Genomic DNA, 18,071 nt, shown 5'->3' with positions numbered 1-18,071 from the left:
GAATGACGCGATAAAACAGGCGCTTACAGCGCCTGTAAGTGCTCGCTCAGCTGGGCACGGATAGGCTCCGGAATCGTCACCGACTGCTTGGCGTCGTGATCAAAATGCACCATCACCGCCGAGCCGCGGGCGCCCATACGGCCTTCCTGCCAGGCTTCGTGGGCAATCACCATCGAGCTGTTGCCCAGCTTGGTGAGGTAAGTGCGGATCTCCACATCTTTGCCGTAAAACAGTTCACCGACAAATTCGACTTCGATTTTGGCGATGATCAGATGCCAGTTGTTGATATCCAGATCCGGAGTAAACAGGCGGAACAGCGGCGTGCGGGCATCTTCAAACCAGACCGGTAAAACGGTGTTGTTGATATGACCCAGGGCATCGGTTTCAACAAAGCGCGGGCTCAGGTGGTGCGTCCACATAATATTATTCCTGTTATTAGTAGGTCACTGATTGTACCTGCTGAGTCTGTCAGCGGTACTGGCAAAGAGTATAAAATGGCAAAGAGTACAAGATGCCCGGCGCCCTGAGCCATCCATTCACGATTTCAGTCAGATAATACGAGGCCACTTTGCCAGATTCAGCCATACAGATTGTTAACGACGAGCAGGGCATGCGGCTGGCGCTGGCCGAAGCGCAGCGCGCCTACGATGCCGGTGAAGTGCCGGTGGGTGCGGTGGTGGTGCTGAATGGCGAGGTGGTAGGGCGTGGGTTTAATCAGCCCATTACCAGCCTTGATCCGAGTGCTCATGCTGAGATGGTTGCCGTGCGTGATGCCGCCAGAAATATCGGTAATTACCGCCTGCCGGGCGCTACGCTGTATGTCACCGTGGAGCCCTGTACCATGTGTACCGGTTTATTAATTCACAGCCGCATTGCACGGCTGGTTTATGGTGCGACCGAACCGAAAGCCGGTGCTGTTGAAAGCGCGCTGCAGTTACCGGCACAGCCTTTTTATAATCATGTGATGGAAATTGAGGGTGGGGTGCTTGCTGAACAATGCTCCGCTATGATGTCATCCTTTTTTGCCATGCGTCGTGAAGCCAAAAAGCGTCTGAAGCAGGCGGCAGCTCCGGCAGCAGACGAGGCTGATAAATAGTCCGGGCAAAAAATAATAAAAAGTAAGAACAAAAATAATAAAAAAGACCAACGACTCCTACTCACGACAACAACCCAAAATCATTAAAACGCTCATCGGGAATACCGTTATGCACTTTTTACGTCTTGTGCTGCTGGCACTGTTGTCACTGCAATTACTCGCCTGCGCTAAAATGCAGGACACCCTCTTTGAAACCGGCCTGAAAGCCGAGCGCGCGATGTCGGCGCTTAACCGCCATGAGCTGGATGTGGCGGGTCATCACTGGGTGTATCTCGATTCAGAAACCGCCGATGCGCCGGTGCTGCTGATGCTGCATGGCTTTGCCGTCGATAAAGATAACTGGCTGCGTTTTGCCCGCCATTTTAAAGATTACCGGGTGATCGCGCCGGATTTACCCGGCCATGGTGAAAGCTCCTATAACCCGCAGCTGACCTACGATTTCGCTGCTCAGGCCGGCTGGCTGGCGGAGTTTGTTGGCGCGCTCAGGCTCACTCAGCCCGTACATGTACTGGGGAATTCCATGGGCGGTGGCATTGCCCTGCTGTACAGCGCTGGGCATCCGCAGCAGGTGGCTTCTATTACGCTGATTGATGCCGCTGGTGTGTACCCACCGCATCTGAGTGAATTCCAGCAAATTATTGATAACGGCGGGCGCAATCCGCTGGTGGTCGAAAACATGGACGACTACGATGCGCTGCGTAACTTTGCCATGGTGCAGCAGCCGTTCCTGCCGTGGCCGGCGCCGGATGTTCTGGCGCGCCGGGCGATGGCACGCAATGCGATTAATACCGACATCTTTGCCGATATTCATGCGGTGGCCGAAGCCGCACGCCACAGTGACGATAACCTGCGTTTACTGCAGCAGATTCAGCAACCGGTACTGATTCTCTGGGGTGAGCAGGACCGCGTGCTGGATGTCAGTTCGGTGGGCGTGTTTGAGCAGCACCTGGCGCACAGCCAGAGCCATATTTTTGCCAATGTTGGCCATGCGCCGATGCTGGAAGTGCCGGATGACAGTGCACAGGTGGTGCGCACATTCCTGCAGGAATTGCCGCCTCAGCAGCAACTCCTGCAACCGTCGCAGACGGCTCAGAACGGGGAATAAAAAAAGCGGATAAAAACTTATCCGCGAAACTCACTATTGCTATAGGAGTGGAGGAATAACGGTGATCAGTGATGACGATAACTGCATAGCATTTTCGTCGTCGCTGAAGGTTGGGCTCTGCTCTTCATTCCAGACAAGAACGTCGTAATAACGGCGGATATTCTGTACGTAATCAACCGGCTCCTGACCACGGGCAAAACCGTGGCGGGTGTGACGGTAGTAACGTTTCTGGCTCAGCAGTGGCAGGGCTTCTTTAACGTCCAGCCATAAATTCGGGTTACCGCCCATCTGTTCGGTAATTTTACGCGCATCGGTCAGGTGACCAAAACCGACGTTATAAGCGGCCAGTGCCAGCCAGGTGCGGTCTGGCTCCTGCACATCGCTGCCCAGACGCTCACGCAGTTTGGCCAGATAGCGGCTGCCGCCAAAAATACTCTGCTTAGGATCGAGGCGGTTTTTTACACCCAGTTCGCGGGCGGTGTTACGGGTCAGCATCATCAGGCCACGTACGCCAGTAAAGCTCTTGGCGGTTGGGTTCCAGTGGCTTTCCTGATAACCGACGGCAGCCAGCAGGCGCCAGTCGAAACCGTGATCAGCACCGGCTTTTTCAAAATGCGGCTTGTAGGTATCGAGTTTATTGCTGGTCTGACGCAGGAAGCGCTTGGCGCCAACATAGTCGAGCTTATCCAGATGGCCGTAGTAGCGTTCTTCAAGACCGGCCAGCAGTGCGGCATTTTCTTTATTGCCGAAAAATTCATTCGCGGCCTGATGCAGGCTGTCATCACGGCTGTGGCTGAAAGCCCAGGCAATGTTTTGCTGTTCGCTTAAATCGAAGGCAATGGCCAGATTGGGGAAATAAGCCTGCAGCACATCAAATTCGTTGGAATCGACCACGGTAAAATCGATATTGCCGCTGGCCACCATCTGCAGCATATCGGCGACTTCCAGATCGGGCGTTTCACTCCAGGTGAGTTCCGGAATCTGGCTGTGCTGCAGAGTGCGCAGGCGTTCTGCGTGGCTTGAACCGGAAGCGACCACTAACTGACCACTGGCCAGGTCGTTAATCTGCTGCGGGCGCAGGGCGCCACGGCGGTAGATAACCTGTTCGGTAACCTGCATATAAGGCTGTGAGAAGCGGAACCAGCGTTCACGCTCGGCGGTATGAGTGAGACCGGCGGCCGCGAAGGCCGCCTTTCCTGTCTCTAGGGTGCTGAAAATGTCATTCAGATTATCGGCCACCACAACGTTAAGGGTAACGCCAAGGTGGTCGGCAAAGGCGCGGGCCAGTTCAAATTCGTAGCCGGCCGGGCCACTGCGGTCTTCATAAAAGCTGGTCGGGCTGTTACGCGTTACCATCACAATCTCACCATGCATCCGCACCTGCTCCAGGTTGTTCGGACGCACGCTGCCGGTCAGTGCGGTTAAGCACAGGGCCGCCATCGCGGTAGTTGATAGTAGACGAGTTATGCCAGATCGCATGCAAATTTTCCGTAAATGCGCACCAATATGGTGCATTTTCTGAAATCTGGGGTCATTGTAGCGTGCTGATCGCTTAAAAAACAACCGAAAGGCGGGCTATGTTTGCAAAATGATGACTATTTCGTGTCGTTATAGTGACCTAACCTGTTGAAACGCTTCTGTTTTTTCTGTAGGCCTCAGGAATCCGGGTGGGTCAGCAACGCACTGTTGCTGATTTTGCAACGATAAGCGCTTTTTCGTGGCCGCTGATATGTTTACAGCAACCCGTTTGCCCGGCAGCCGCGTGGTGCCTTTGCCCGGCGTGCCACTCTGGCCTGTCGGCCGCACAAATCTGGTGTGAGCAGGCACTCTCCGGTATCATTCGCGCTCATTTTGACCCACCTCCTTACGTTGGAGTTTTCCCCCGATGCTCGAGCTGCGTGGCGCACCGGCGCTTTCCGAATTCCGTCAGAACAAAGTCCTGAACAAACTGCAGCAAGTGCTGCCACAGGTCAGCGGCGTGTATGCCGAATTTATGCACTTTGCCGAGCTGCACGAAGCTCTGGCCGATAACGAGCTGGCGGTACTGCAGCGTATCCTGCGTTACGGCCCGAAAGCCGAGGTTAAAGAAGGTAAGGGCGAACTCTTTCTGGTGGTGCCGCGTTTCGGCACCATCTCGCCGTGGTCTTCCAAGGCTACCGACATCGCGCATAACTGCGGCCTGAACAAGGTTCAGCGTCTGGAGCGTGGTATTGCTTACTATGTAGAGGGCATCAGTGCGGCTGAGCGTGCAGCGGCTGCGGCTGTGCTGCACGACCGCATGGTCGAAGTGGTGCTGGATAACAGCTCGGCTGCGGCTGACCTGTTCTCCCACGCAGAACCTGCGCCGCTGAGCAGCGTCGATATTCTGGGCGGTGGTCGTGATGCGCTGATCGAAGCCGATAAGAATCTGGGTCTGGCACTGGCCGACGACGAAGTGGATTATCTGGTCGAGAACTACAACATTCTGGGCCGTAACCCGACCGACGTAGAGCTGATGATGTTCGCTCAGGCGAACTCCGAGCATTGCCGCCACAAAATCTTTAACGCCACCTGGACCCTGGATGGTGAGGATCAGGACAAGTCCCTGTTCCAGATGATCAAAAACACCTACGAGTGTTACAACGAAAACATTCTGTCGGCTTATAAAGACAACGCCTCGGTGATTGTTGGCCATAAAGCCGGTCGTTTCTTCCCGAATCCTGACAGCCGTGCCTACACCTACCATCAGGAAGATATGCACATCCTGATGAAGGTCGAAACCCACAACCACCCGACCGCCATTGCTCCACACTCTGGTGCGGCGACCGGTTCCGGTGGTGAGATCCGTGACGAAGGCGCAACCGGCCGTGGTTCCAAGCCAAAAGCCGGCTTAACCGGTTTTACCGTATCCGACCTGAAAATTCCGGGCTTCGAACAGCCATGGGAAAGCCAGTACGGCAAGCCAGACCGCATTGTGTCGGCCCTCGACATCATGATCGACGGCCCGCTGGGCGGCGCTGCCTTTAACAACGAATTCGGCCGTCCGAACCTGTGCGGTTACTTCCGTACTTTCGAACTGCAGCACGACGGTGAAGTCCGCGGTTACCACAAGCCAATCATGATTGCCGGTGGTTACGGCAACATCCGTGGCGAACACGTACAGAAGGGCGAAATCCCGGTGGGCGCCAGCCTGATCGTTCTGGGTGGCCCGGCCATGCAGATTGGTCTGGGTGGTGGTGCGGCATCTTCTATGGCCTCTGGTCAGTCGAATGCCGACCTCGACTTTGCTTCTGTACAGCGTGAAAACCCGGAAATGGAACGCCGCTGTCAGGAAGTGATCGACCGCTGCTGGCAGCTGGGCGATAAAAACCCGATTGCCTTTATTCACGACGTCGGCGCGGGCGGTATTTCCAACGCCTTCCCGGAACTGGTGAACGATGGCGGCCGTGGCGGTAAGTTTGAACTGCGCAACGTACCGAACGACGAGCCGGGCATGAGCCCGCTGGCGATCTGGTCAAACGAATCCCAGGAACGTTATGTACTGGCGGTGGCGCAGGAAGATATGGCGGCCTTTGATGCCATCTGTGCCCGCGAGCGCGCACCTTATGCGGTAGTGGGTTACGCCACCGAAGAGCCGCATTTAACCGTCACCGACAGCCACTTCGATAATAAGCCGGTTGATCTGCCGTTGCAGGTACTGCTCGGCAAGCCACCGCGTATGCACCGTGAAGCCAGCCGCCGCAACGCCGCAGGCGATGCCTTTAATGGTGCCGGTGTCGATCTGGCCGATGCCGCTGCGCGCGTACTCAAGCTGCCAACCGTGGCGAGCAAATCTTTCCTGATCACCATCGGCGACCGTTCTATTACCGGTACCGTGGCGCGTGATCAGTTTGTTGGCCCATGGCAGGTGCCGGTGGCTGACGTTGCCGTAACCACCTCTTCTTATGACACCTACGCCGGCGAAGCCATGGCGATGGGTGAGCGTACGCCGGTCGCCTTGCTGGATGCTCCGGCCTCCGGTCGTCTGGCTGTGGCCGAAGCCATTACCAACCTGGCGGCGGCGCCGATTGCAAAACTGGCTGACATTAAACTGTCGGCTAACTGGATGTGTGCGGCAGGCCACGACGGTGAAGACGAAAAACTCTACGCCACGGTAAAAGCCGTGGGTATGGAACTCTGCCCTGAGCTGCAGGTGACCATTCCGGTAGGTAAAGACTCGATGTCGATGAAAACCCGCTGGAACGATGCCGGTACCGATAAAGCTGTTACCTCACCGATGTCGCTGATTATTACCGGCTTTGCTCCGGTAACCGATGCCCGTGGTGTACTGACGCCGCAGCTGAAACTGGATAGTGGTGAAACAGACCTGATTCTGGTTGACCTTGGCCGTGGCCAGAACCGTATCGGTGCTTCCTGTTTTGCTCAGGTATTCGGCAAAGTGGCTGATGTACCGGCTGACCTCGACGACGCCGAAGACCTGAAAGCCTTCTTCGCCGTGGTGCAGGGCTTAAACAGCGACAATAAACTGCTGGCCTACCACGACCGTGCCGACGGTGGTCTGTTCGCCACCCTGACCGAAATGGCCTTTGCTGCGCATTGCGGTGTGGATATCTCCATGGATCTGCTGGCCGATGACGAAGCCGGTCTGGCCGCTGCACTGTTCGCCGAAGAACTGGGTGCGGTGCTGCAGGTTCGCCGCGACGATCTGGAAGAAGTGCTGACCCAGTTTGAAGCCGCCGGTCTGGGCGATTGCACCGCCGTGATCGGTAAGCCGAACTTCGACGACCAGATTACCTTCAGCTTCCAGGACGAAGAATTCCTCAGCGAAAGCCGTGTGAACTGGCAGCGCCTGTGGAGCCAGACCAGCTACGAAATGCAGGCGCTGCGTGACAACGCCGACTGCGCCAAGCAGGAATTCGACACCCTGCTGGACGCTGAAAACCCTGGCCTGCACGCTGAGCTGACCTTCGATATTAATGATGACATCACAGCCGATTTACCGGCTTCCGGTTCTGAAAACAGCCCGAAAGTCGCGATTCTGCGTGAGCAGGGTGTGAATGGCCAGATCGAAATGGCCGCCGCCTTTGACCGCGCCGGTTTCACCTCGGTTGACGTGCATATGAGCGATATTCTGTCGGGCAGCGTAACCCTGGAAGGCTTCCGCGGTTTAGTCGCCTGTGGTGGTTTCTCCTACGGTGACGTACTGGGCGCCGGTGAAGGCTGGGCCAAGTCCATCCTGTTTAACGACCAGGCGCGCAGCCAGTTTGAAGCCTTCTTTAAACGTGAAGATACCTTCGCCCTCGGTGTGTGTAACGGTTGTCAGATGCTGTCAAACCTGCACGAACTGATTCCGGGTGCCGAACACTGGCCGCACTTTGTGCGTAACATGAGCGAGCAGTTTGAAGCCCGTGTTGCCATGGTCGAAGTGCAGGAATCCGACTCGGTATTCCTCGCCGGTATGGCCGGATCACGTATGCCGATTGCCATCGCCCACGGCGAAGGCCGCGCCGAATTTGCCGACGACAGCGCCATTGACGAACTGGCTGGCCAGATCGCCCTGCGTTACGTCGACAACTACGGCAATGTTACCGAACAATACCCGGCTAACCCGAACGGTTCGCCACAGGGTATTACTGGCCTGACCGCCAATGATGGTCGTGTGACCATTATGATGCCGCACCCTGAGCGGGTATTCCGCGCGATTCAGAATTCCTATGTGCCAGCTGGTCCTGAAGGGGAGAGCTGGGATGAAGATGGCGCGTGGATGCGGATGTTCCGTAATGCGCGGGTGTGGTGTGAAGAGAACAACTGAAAACTAACTGCATTGCCAGAGCTGTGTTGAAAAGCGGGGCGAAGTGCTCATTTAGCGGGCTAAACTCCGCCTTCTTGCCCCGCTTTTAGCCTTGCTCTGCCTGCTTCGTTAACGTTTCAGGTGAGTGCTTTGCATTGTAGGGTGGGCACTGCCCACCTGACTATCGCGGACCAATAGAGAAGCCGCTGCTCAGCAATGAGCAGCGGCTTTTTTTTGGATGTTGTTTGCGGTTAAGCGTAGAGGGGGCTGAATTCATTGCTTTTCATTAATGTTCGCGTCAAGGATAACTGCTGTGTTTTAGTCAATGGGGTTATCCGTTGTGTCTCTCCTCTTGAATCTAAGTGAGAAAGCGTGGATTAATTACGGAACTCGGAAATCTAAGCAGTATGCTTGGCAGAAAATCTAATAGAGTTGGATGGCTATGAATATATATCAGTACACTGATTTGAATGCAGCTAAAAATATTTTGAGTACTGGACGTTTGTGGGCAACCCACTATCGATATCTTAATGATAAATCTGAAGTCGTACATGGAGTCGAAATACTTGTTGATAGTGTCGCTGATGAGAAAAAACTTTCTGAAGTAGGTCGACGATGTATGAAAGAAAACGCACTCAGTCGGTTAGATGAACTGAATATATTCGTATCATCTTTATGTTTGGCTGGTGACGAATTGACCATGTGGCGGACTTACGGGAAATGTGCAATTGTCTTTGATATGAGTCTGATTACATTGGCTATAACCTGTGATGGCTCATTTAGGCAGAACTCTGTAATGTCGTGTATTTATCCTAAAAGCCCTGGCGATGTTGCATTGTCTTCGCCTGGCTTTTTATCGCTACCATTGTTGTATGAAGAATATTTTCTGGGGTTATTTAAAGAACGATTTATAAGCTCTCTAGTGTATTCCTCAATTGCAATAAAACACCCTTCATTTTATACGGAGCAAGAACATAGAGTAGTCGTCTCTCTTGAAAATGCCGACAATACACCTATTTTTTATCGTGATCGGAATGGCATTAAAGTGCCTTATATCGAATTGGTTTTGCCACAATCTTGCATTCGGGCTGTAGTGATTGGTCCTGGCGAGGATCAGGATGATTTAGCTTTGGACATGGATCAATTTTTAGCATCCAATAGATTTGATCATCTAAAGGTTTATAAATCATCTATACCATTTACAGGTTGAGCCAACGAACTACTTAGACACCCACCTCAATAAATCGCTGGATCTGTTGCGGCACAGAAGTCAGCATCTTTCATTTCGTTGAATTTAAGCAATTAGCTGCGACAGGAGTTGAATATGCAGGGATTTAGCAACATCTGACGAATAACAGATATGTCAAACGTCAGGTCAAGCCTGATTAAGTACGGAGATTCAGGTTCATCAGCCGAACGCTGGGCGTCCAAAGACGACGCGCACCATAAACCCTTGGAGCTACCAGACACCCATATCTATAAATCGCTGATTAATTTCAGAATGGAGCATAAAATGGAGCATAACGTGTATTAATTGAATCAATAGCGGGTGTCAGCTCTAGGGGTTAGTGGGTAGATAAATAAATTCGACGCTCCCTTGATTTTATAAATTACCAGAAACTTTAAAGGCCGCTTTAACCTCATTCGTCTCCTTAAGGAATTCAGGGACGCTGTCGTAGTTGTTCGTTTTTAAGTGCGTTGTGGTTTTGTTTGACATTGTATGACTCAATACATTGCCATAAGGATCTAGAGCAACCGTGAAGGTTATGTGGTCGTAGGTCATGGAGACAAAATTCTTCTCGTCTATGGATAATTTCAGATCGAAAGGGTGTATAAAAACAAATAAGATTCGATCCAAAGAATCTTCTTTTGGGGATTTGTCGTAGATCTGACCAGGATAATAAATGTCGGTAATTCGGCTATTTAATACGGTGTTGCCGTAGGTGTGTAACAACTTTTGCCAGGCACGAGCCTGCATCTTTGTCTGATCGAACTGAAATAGAGGCTTGGGCTGAGTTGATGTTTGAGTCGCACACCCTGAGGTTAAGAGAATAATAGCAAGAACAGCTAATCGGATAGCTTGATACATGATCGGTTTGTTTCCTGATTTTTCCTGATGATGGGTATATTTAACTCAGGCTATTAAGAAGTCAATGGTGATGTAAGCCTTGATGTTCAGTTTGTATGGTATTGATATTGGTAGTCTTTTGTCTGACGATCTTCAGAGATATATGGCTTTAATTTTCTGTTGATATTCATGTGTTTAGTTATTATTCTGCTTCCGTATTGTATATTTCAGGTATGCGAAGGAATATATCTGACAGGGACCTTCATGAAACCTAAATCACTTCTGATAAGCACCTTGCTGGTGGCTTCTTCACACACACTTGGTGACTCGTCGGCTTATCGGCACGTAGCGTTGCTTGTCGATCAGGTTAAGCCAGAACTGGCAAATGAAGAGGGCATTGGCCCGGTAGTGCGTACGCTGGCATATACCATAAGCAGGGCAGATGCTATAAGCAACCGGCTTTCAAAGCACTGGCAGTTAGGCATTGGCTATTCTTATGCCGAAGATCGTGACCCGGTCAATGTTATCTATGAAAACGGTATTGGTGAAGAATCCAGTATCGAAGGCGGACGCTTGTGGGGCACTTATGGTGTTGGTAAGTTCTGGTCAAATGGTGCTTATCTGCGAGCCGGAGCAGGAGCTGCCTATTTTCTGCTAAATCGGGATGTCAAAGATTGTGCTGATTGTGAGCGCGAACGGATGAACATCAACCTCGAACCCTATGCTGCATTCAGTGCAGGTGCGTGTGATGATGGTGGTTGTCTGGAGCTGGAATACCGTCGTTTTTTCAGTGACGCATTGACGAGTGGGGTGGCGCTCTCTCTCGGTGTGGTGCGAAGTTTCTGATTTGGTTTCAGAAACAGGTTTTAGTCACATGAAACTGGGCTCGGATAAGATCAAAGTCAGCCAGAAATAAGAATAAAAAAATATAATTTATTTGGAGTCATCTGCGCGAAAATTGTTAAGCTTTTGCTTGTGGTTTCGTCTTCGGTTTTAGCATCCTGTGCCAATATTGAACTTGGCGGATCTGATCCTGAGGATATTGTAAGAAATAAGGCTGCTTTTATCCTCTATTACCCTAAAGAAAACATCAGAACACATTGCATTTATGAAGTAGGTCTTATATTCAAGGACTGTATTGAATACAAATCTTAGGTTGGGTGTCTCAATAGACATCACTCTCCGCATCTTGATGGACTGCCCAATTACTAACAAGACACCCATGATAAGAATTTAGTATCGCAATGGGTGTCTGGTTTTTACTGGCAGCACTTCCACTCTGATTTTCACTGCTTTCTTCTCTCATCCTGCTGCTTTTCAGCGACCGTGACGACTGACTGATAACCAGGCCTTCGTCGGTCGTAATGCTTAACAGCACTTCTACGGCAGCGACACGTTTGCCATCGGCGATGGCTGTGATAAGGTGGATTTCCGAATAGATGCTGTTTGTCTGGTGGCAATAAGATGAACAGCAGTTTTTAGAGTCTACATCGCGAATCAGAAGATGGAATTTCATAAGACGTTGACAGCCGACGAAGCACAGTCCCTTTATAAAACTGACAAAAGATTTCGGAGAAAGGCTTACTTTAAATGGTGGGTTAAGCATATTGCAGCCATAGCTATACTTGTTTCTCTCTTTTTGGCAGGTTTGTTTATTGGCCAAATGCTGAGCGATTACTATGATCACATTATTTGGGTGGCTATAGCTCCGTTATCACTCTGTATTGCTGTGTATGTAAACTACAAAATTGTAAATCCTTTTATCTGTACGGCATGCGGCAGTGATTCGGTTCAAATAGGTAAATGTACAATTTACTGCCGTCATTGCGGCATGTCATATCTTTTCTCATGTCTGGCTAAGAAAATGTATAAAAAGGAAGAGGAAAGAAAGAATGTCTGGAAAAAACTTGAAGAAAGGAAAAAGCCAGCAACTCAATTAGAAATAACTGAATGGGAGTCTTTCTTTAGTGTTGCAATGCCAGAAGAGCTGAAAGACATTCTGCTTCAGGAGAATGGGATTGTAGCACCTAATATCAATAGCTCTGATATCATAATGTTATTCAGTGCAGAGATGGCCTTGGCTATGTATGACGCACATAAATTTCGGGAGTATTGCTCAAACGCAATTCCTGTAGCAATGCACTTAAGTGGAGATTTAATTGTATACAAGGCTCTTGTCGGGAAGGTGGAGAATACTTACCTGATGAAGGCAGCCAACCCTGGCTGGAGCAGCTCGACCCGAATTAATATCGACTTTTCGCTGTTAAATTTACGGGCATAATATGACATGCATAGAGACTCCCCCGGTGTCATAGACTAGCTATGCCTTGATTTCGGGGCGTTTATATGTCCAATAAGTAGGACGCCTACCCTTAGACTCTCTGATTTGAAGGCTGGATTTCAGATATACCTATTTCTCAGGCTTGCCTGATCAGCTGTTGAAATAAGGACGCAGCTCTGGCCTGAGGCTGCTTTGCAGCGATTAAGGCTGGGTAGTCGTTGGCAGTCCATTCTTTTGTATGCTGACCGAGACTTATCTTCTTTACCAGCAACGGTGCTGAAACATTGCTCAATCTGGGGTTTATGGTGAGCGCCAGATCTGCTCAATATGTTAGAATTGGTACTTCGTTCGCCATTAAAAAATAACATATAAGCCACAAGGAACGTTTTGATGCTTGCCAGATTAATCTTGTCGGTGTTCTGTTTTATCAGCGGTTCACTGCATGCCCTTGAGCCGATCGCCGATGACAGCCTGAGTGGGACTACCGGAACTGGGGGAGTTACCATTGAGTCTAAAGTCGAGGTCTGTCAGCGTACGCTGTCTTTGGGTCTTGGTTTCTCCAGTCCGGATATTACGCTGTCCGTGCCACCTGATTTTCAGGGGGGGCGCTATGTCACGTTAGATAAAGAAGGTGAAGGGGCTGTTGAATTCACATTGACAGCAGATGGGCAAGTAACGAATCCGGTGACTTATAAATCGATTGGTGATGACAATACAGATCAGCTTTTGCTTACCCTGGTCAAGGGGATGAATGTGAAGTATATCGGTGCAGAAGCCGACCGGGCTGAGAAGTATACGGTTTTTGTGCATATCTCGTTTAAGGATGATTGTCAGCAATATTGACGGTTTTCAGTGTATAAAGATGAGTATTGTAGAGGCTGGTTACAATATGACTACTCTGTGGTTGAAATTTAAACGCGGTCGCTCATTAGGTTTTAAAAAACAGATATATGATTGCAATGGAATTTCATGAAAAAATTAATAAATCTTATCCTGTTATCTACAGCGCTGATTTCATTCTCAGCAGTATCTGATGAAGAAAAACCTGTTGAAAATCCTGATTTCGACAGGAAGCAGCTGCTTAAGATTCTTCTCCATCACTACCAATCAATGACAGTTGCCTGGTTTATAAATAGTCAGTGTTTCATCTTGTCTTACGAAGAAACAAGAGAATATTAGTTCTATGTGGGAGAGCTGAATAAGGTTGCACAAAAAGAACAAATTGATCCTCTCGCACACCTCTATACCATGCAAAGAAATGGTGAGCAGGTCTCAAAAATGGAAAAGTACAGGAGTTGTGGTAAGGATGCTGAAAGCGTAGTGAAAGGGAACTTTTTAATCACTAAACGATTATATGGCGATATTGTTGGTAGTCGGAAGGGTAAGGGGTGATGGTGCTTAATCTTGGGAGTTCTCAGACCAGTGCTGGACCCGCGAAAATTTCTCATGTGTTCATACTATGATTAATAGATGATTCTGACTGATAGAATGTGGCTTGTTCAATATTGAATAGGTTGGAAATTCTTGTGCAGGAGGTATTGTATGATGGATCTTGCAGTTGTGGTGTTTTTTGTAGAAGTTATTGCTCTTTCTCTGTATATACGGATAGTAAATGATCTTACTTATCGTGAGACATTTCTGGTTGCTACTGGTTTTCTCAGGTGTAAACGTAACTGGAAGATAAATGTTGGTAATTTTCTGGTTTTTGTAATTCCTTCAGCCATTATTTTTTATGAAATAGAAAGTCGGAAATTTTAAATATCCAGAATCATTGTGATTAATTGATTTTTATAAAGAGATACACAGGATTCCCAGTCTAAAAGGACTAATAGAACACCCACTCCCGGAGTATCTGATAATGCTCCTGCCTGATCAGCGGCTTAACATTTTGCGATGTTATGCATCGCTGCCGCTGCTGCGTTTACCTTTGGAATAATTCTGTTACTGCATGCCTGTTCTGCTTAGCGCCGACGGGAAGTGCTGCGCATTCAGCGGCGCTTAAATTGCAGTAACTGGCGTAGCTGGGGGACGGCATAATCTAGGAAATAGCGGACTTTAACCGGTAAGTGGCGGCGCGAGGTGTAAAGGATACTGACCGGCACAGGTTCAGGTTCAGCGCCGGCCAGCAGGATGTTCAGCTGGCCGGCGGCGACAGCATCGGCCACCTGATAATGCAGCAGACGTACGACACCGGTTCCCAGACAGGCCGCCGCCAGTGCCGCCTCGGTTGTGCTGACCCTGAGTCTCGGGGATGGTTGGATTTCGCGGTAACTGCCATCGCCAGCGATAAATACCGGCCAGGAAGGAGACTGAAACGGGGATTCGACCAGTATTGCCGGCAGCTTTTCCAGTGCTTCTGCTGTCTGCGGAACACCGGTCTGTTGCAGTAATGCCGGACTGGCGCAGATGACCGTGCGCATAACCCCGACCTGAGTGGCAATCATGGAGCTGTCCGGCAGTTTGCCGATGCGGATAGCGAGATCGGCATGTTCATCCACCAGATCAATGTTGCGGTCAGACAGCAGCAGACGGACGGTGATGGCCGGATGTTGCTGCAGAAATGCAGACACCAGCGGGGTGATATGGCGGCTGCCAAACATCACCGGTGCAGCAATCACCAGTTCACCACGTGGTTCAGCATTTTCACCGGCTGCCAGGCGCTCGGCACTGTCGACCTGTTCCAGAATCCGGCAGGCGGAATCCAGATACGTCTGCCCGCTGTCGGTCAGCGTCAGCTTACGGGTGGTACGTACCAGCAGACGCGTACCCAGGTGATTCTCAAGATCGGATACCTTACGGCTGACTGTGGCCAGCGGTACCTTAAGTGCACGGCTCGCAGCCGAAAAGCTGCCGCATTCGGCCACTTTGATAAACAGGGCCATGGCTTCCAGGCGATCCATATACTCTTCCAGTTTCTGAGAGGGTGTTAGTCAATATTGTCTGGTTATTGTCTGTATTGGAAGACCTTAGACTGGTTCTGGTCCGTATCCCAACGGGCCCGATGAACTTAACTGAGGAAAATGCTATGTCCCTTATTGATATTCCCACTCTGGAAAATTCCGCTGCCGATTCCCGCCCTGTGCTGGAGGCTGTTAACCGGCAACTGGGTTCGGTGCCTAACCTGTTCCGTCTGATCGGTGTCAGCCCCGCAGCACTGCAGGCTTACAGCGGTTTTAACGCGGCACTGTCCGGCACTCTGGACGTTAAAACCCGTGAACGTATTGCCCTGGCGGTTGCTCAGGTTAACCGCTGTGATTACTGCCTGTCGGCGCACGCTTATCTGGGGCTGAATCTGGCGAAGCTGAGTCAGGAAGAGATATCCCGTAATCGTCTGGGCACGTCAGATGACAGCAAGGCCGCGGCTGCTGTGTCTTTTGCGGCACTGGTGGCCGGGGAGCGCGGGCATGTGAATCCGTCTCATCTGGAGGCTGTCCGGGCGGCTGGTTTCAGCGATGCACAGATCATCGAAATCGTGGCGCTGGTTGCCGAAAATACTTTTACCAATTATCTGAATGAGGTAGCCAGAACCGATATCGATTTTCCGGTAGTACGCGCCGCTGATGCGTTCTGACGGACTCCCGGAACAGGGCTGGCCCTGTTCCGGGGGCTCTAATAGGACATCCACCTCAGTGCCACCTCAGTGATCCTGTAAATGAGTCAAACGGCTGCGTCGCTTGGCTTCGAACCATAAGAGTCAGGCAACTGAACCAGCCTGGATGATTAAATCGAGAGAGTTTTAGCGGCCTTTTCTGCCATAGCTTGCCGCGCGCTTATTTTGGCGCAGCGGCAGCGATTTGCAGAAATTTAATAAAACGTGCTTCGCTGTAACCTTTTTTGGTGTGACCGTTGGCAACAAAAAAGGGAACGTTGGCTTTGCTCGGGTTGTATTTTTCACCCAGTAAAGCCTTTTGCCGTTGCAGTGCTGCCGCATCCTGCTCGACGTTGTACTCAATATACGAGATGCCTTCTTTATCCATAAAGGCCCGCGCTTGATTGCAGTAAGGGCACCAGTCGGTGGCATACAGCTCAACCTGAACATTACGGTAGGCACCGGGCTCGATATACACCCTGCCGGACGCCGCTGATGGCGTTGTTGCGGAAGATGAAGGGTTGAACACGTAGTAAGCAGCGCCAGCGGCGATCAGAAGAAGCAGAATCCTTTGCATAGTAAACTCCTGTAAATGTGCGGGAGTCGAGAATATCGTATTTTTCTTTTTTTGGCTGCAATGTTTGCGGGAGCCTGGCTGATTCTTCAGTCTGAATAACGAACAATAAAAACGGGCCTTAAGGCCCGTTTTTATTGTCTGGGTGTATGCCGTTAATCAGGCATAAGCCTCTTCTTTACTATTGTCATCCATCAGGCTGAGTTCCAGCCCGGATGCTGCAGGAGCAGCGGCTTTTTGGGCTGTTTGTTTTATTGCTGCTGGCTTGGATTCTGGTTTGTTGTCTCCCAGTTTAATACGCAGGCGCAGGTTGTTTTCTGAGTCGGCGTTTTTCAGTGCCTGTTCAAGAGTAATCTTGCCCTGTTTATACAGATGGTAGAGTGCGCCATCAAAGGTTTGCATGCCGAGGTTTTCGGACTTGTTCATAATCTCTTTGATGGATGGGAAATCGCCTTTAATAATCAGATCTTCTACAGTTTTATTACCCAACAGTACTTCCACTGCGGCAGCGCGTTTACCATCAACAGTGGGAATAAGACGCTGGGAAATAATCGCGCGTACATTCTGGCCAAGGCCTAATAAAATCTGATTGCGGCGCTCTTCCGGAAACATATTCACAATACGCTCAAAGGCCTGGTTGGCATTGTTAGCATGCAGAGTGGAAATGGCCAAATGACCGGTTTCGGCAAAGGCGAGGGCATGTTCCATTGTTTCGGCGTCGCGGATTTCACCAATAAGAATGACATCCGGTGCCTGACGCAGGGTATTTTTTAATGCTGCGGCATAGCTCTTGGTGTCGGTGCCCACTTCGCGCTGGTTAATCACGCTCTTTTTGTGCTTGTGCACAAATTCAATCGGATCTTCGATGGTAATAATATGGCCGTAGGTAGTGGCGTTACGGTGATCAATCAGTGCCGCCAGCGAGGTGGATTTACCAGAACCGGTACCGCCAACAAACAGAATTAAGCCACGCTTGGCAGTAATAACGTCTTTCAGAACCGGTGGCAGATTCAGCTGGGCAATATCGGGAATTTCAGTGTTGATATTGCGTGCCACCAGTGACACTTCGTGCTGCTGTTTGAATATGTTAATACGGAAGCGGCCGGATGAATTGGACATAGCCATATTCAGTTCCATTTCTTCTTCAAATTCCTGCCGTTGTGCCTCCGACATAATGGAATAGGCAATTTTTTCAATGTCGCCTGGCCCCAGCACGTCACGGCTGATGGGTTTTAACTGTCCCTGAAATTTCGCGCAAGGTGGAGCACCTTTGCTCAGGTAGAGGTCAGAGCCATCGTGTTTTGCCAGAAGGTGAAGCCAGTTTTCGATGCTCATGAGCACTCCTTATTTGCAACGCTTTGTATCTTTTGTTTACGGATTTTTACCCGGGTACGGATCTTCCGGAATTATCCGCCGATGGGAAAATACTAGCAGCTTGGCTGAACTGTCATTCAGCTATTATTGCGGCCTTGCTCACAGAATTACGTTGTAACAATGACAAAGGCTTCACAGAAAGGACCATTATTCCAGTGCAGGGCGGCAGGGGGATGTACGGCTGTGCTGTTTGGGCGTGTTGCAAGAGAACTCT

The 18,071-nt window shown here is 50.3% G+C and carries 16 protein-coding genes; 10 read left to right on the top strand and 6 right to left on the bottom strand.

What is annotated here, in order from left to right; translation table 11 throughout:
* Nucleotides 1–23 precede the first annotated feature (23 nt).
* Nucleotides 24–419, bottom strand: coding sequence for an acyl-CoA thioesterase (locus tag LGT44_RS02790; protein ID WP_145465948.1), 396 nt, complete (start codon nucleotides 417–419; stop codon nucleotides 24–26).
* Between the two features lie 149 nt (nucleotides 420–568).
* Between LGT44_RS02790 and tadA the strand changes: the two genes are divergently transcribed.
* The gene (gene tadA / locus LGT44_RS02785; protein ID WP_268866356.1) at nucleotides 569–1,096 is read left to right on the top strand and encodes a tRNA adenosine(34) deaminase TadA; all 528 of its coding nucleotides are present in this window, start codon (nucleotides 569–571) and stop codon (nucleotides 1,094–1,096) included.
* Nucleotides 1,097–1,205: 109 nt separating this feature from the next.
* Nucleotides 1,206–2,201 carry an alpha/beta fold hydrolase gene (locus LGT44_RS02780; RefSeq protein WP_230330478.1) on the top strand — a complete coding sequence of 332 codons (996 nt, stop codon included), beginning with the start codon at nucleotides 1,206–1,208 and terminating at the stop codon, nucleotides 2,199–2,201.
* A 39-nt stretch (nucleotides 2,202–2,240) separates the two neighbouring features.
* On the opposite strand, the gene mltF is transcribed toward LGT44_RS02780, so the two are convergent.
* Nucleotides 2,241–3,680, bottom strand: a complete 1,440-nt coding sequence (gene mltF, locus LGT44_RS02775; protein ID WP_230330479.1) for a membrane-bound lytic murein transglycosylase MltF — start codon at nucleotides 3,678–3,680, stop codon at nucleotides 2,241–2,243.
* 406 nt (nucleotides 3,681–4,086) lie between these two features.
* Between mltF and purL the strand changes: the two genes are divergently transcribed.
* Nucleotides 4,087–7,992 (top strand): phosphoribosylformylglycinamidine synthase, encoded by a 3,906-nt coding sequence (purL, locus tag LGT44_RS02770; protein WP_230330480.1) that lies wholly within the window; start codon nucleotides 4,087–4,089, stop codon nucleotides 7,990–7,992.
* Nucleotides 7,993–8,413: 421 nt separating this feature from the next.
* Nucleotides 8,414–9,181 carry a DUF2971 domain-containing protein gene (locus tag LGT44_RS02765; RefSeq protein WP_230330481.1) on the top strand — a complete coding sequence of 256 codons (768 nt, stop codon included), beginning with the start codon at nucleotides 8,414–8,416 and terminating at the stop codon, nucleotides 9,179–9,181.
* Nucleotides 9,182–9,574: 393 nt separating this feature from the next.
* On the opposite strand, the gene LGT44_RS02760 is transcribed toward LGT44_RS02765, so the two are convergent.
* Nucleotides 9,575–10,060 carry a hypothetical protein gene (locus LGT44_RS02760; RefSeq protein WP_230330482.1) on the bottom strand — a complete coding sequence of 162 codons (486 nt, stop codon included), beginning with the start codon at nucleotides 10,058–10,060 and terminating at the stop codon, nucleotides 9,575–9,577.
* 243 nt (nucleotides 10,061–10,303) lie between these two features.
* On the opposite strand from LGT44_RS02760, the gene LGT44_RS02755 reads away from it, so the two are divergent.
* From LGT44_RS02755 to LGT44_RS02735, 5 genes are all read left to right on the top strand, one after another.
* Nucleotides 10,304–10,885: a hypothetical protein gene (locus tag LGT44_RS02755; RefSeq protein ID WP_230330483.1), complete on the top strand. Its 582-nt coding sequence runs from the start codon at nucleotides 10,304–10,306 to the stop codon at nucleotides 10,883–10,885.
* 658 nt (nucleotides 10,886–11,543) lie between these two features.
* Nucleotides 11,544–12,320, top strand: a complete 777-nt coding sequence (locus LGT44_RS02750) for an SMI1/KNR4 family protein (protein ID WP_230330484.1) — start codon at nucleotides 11,544–11,546, stop codon at nucleotides 12,318–12,320.
* A 390-nt stretch (nucleotides 12,321–12,710) separates the two neighbouring features.
* Nucleotides 12,711–13,163 carry a hypothetical protein gene (locus tag LGT44_RS02745; protein WP_230330485.1) on the top strand — a complete coding sequence of 151 codons (453 nt, stop codon included), beginning with the start codon at nucleotides 12,711–12,713 and terminating at the stop codon, nucleotides 13,161–13,163.
* A 126-nt stretch (nucleotides 13,164–13,289) separates the two neighbouring features.
* A complete protein-coding gene (locus LGT44_RS02740) occupies nucleotides 13,290–13,499 on the top strand; it encodes a hypothetical protein (RefSeq protein WP_230330486.1) in 210 nt (69 codons plus the stop codon).
* A gap of 363 nt (nucleotides 13,500–13,862) precedes the next feature.
* Nucleotides 13,863–14,078: a hypothetical protein gene (locus tag LGT44_RS02735; RefSeq protein WP_230330487.1), complete on the top strand. Its 216-nt coding sequence runs from the start codon at nucleotides 13,863–13,865 to the stop codon at nucleotides 14,076–14,078.
* 230 nt (nucleotides 14,079–14,308) lie between these two features.
* On the opposite strand, the gene LGT44_RS02730 is transcribed toward LGT44_RS02735, so the two are convergent.
* Complete coding sequence (locus LGT44_RS02730) at nucleotides 14,309–15,220, bottom strand: LysR family transcriptional regulator (protein ID WP_145465936.1); 912 nt, start codon at nucleotides 15,218–15,220, stop codon at nucleotides 14,309–14,311.
* 125 nt (nucleotides 15,221–15,345) lie between these two features.
* Here LGT44_RS02730 and LGT44_RS02725 point away from each other — a divergent pair, with 125 nt between their 5' ends.
* The gene (locus tag LGT44_RS02725) at nucleotides 15,346–15,891 is read left to right on the top strand and encodes a carboxymuconolactone decarboxylase family protein (RefSeq protein WP_230330488.1); all 546 of its coding nucleotides are present in this window, start codon (nucleotides 15,346–15,348) and stop codon (nucleotides 15,889–15,891) included.
* Nucleotides 15,892–16,090: 199 nt separating this feature from the next.
* Here the strand turns inward: LGT44_RS02725 and LGT44_RS02720 are convergent, their stop codons facing one another.
* Together LGT44_RS02720 and LGT44_RS02715 are read right to left on the bottom strand one after the other, a co-directional pair.
* Nucleotides 16,091–16,486 (bottom strand): glutaredoxin family protein, encoded by a 396-nt coding sequence (locus LGT44_RS02720; RefSeq protein WP_230330489.1) that lies wholly within the window; start codon nucleotides 16,484–16,486, stop codon nucleotides 16,091–16,093.
* A gap of 156 nt (nucleotides 16,487–16,642) precedes the next feature.
* A complete protein-coding gene (locus LGT44_RS02715; RefSeq protein ID WP_230330490.1) occupies nucleotides 16,643–17,818 on the bottom strand; it encodes a PilT/PilU family type 4a pilus ATPase in 1,176 nt (391 codons plus the stop codon).
* Nucleotides 17,819–18,071: the final 253 nt, after the last annotated feature.

It is taken from the genome of Thalassolituus alkanivorans (assembly GCF_020447205.1).
GTDB lineage: Bacteria > Pseudomonadota > Gammaproteobacteria > Pseudomonadales > Oceanobacteraceae > Venatoribacter > Venatoribacter alkanivorans.
The sequence above is the reverse complement of the archived record's forward strand: the minus strand, read 5'-3'. Positions and strand labels throughout refer to the sequence as shown.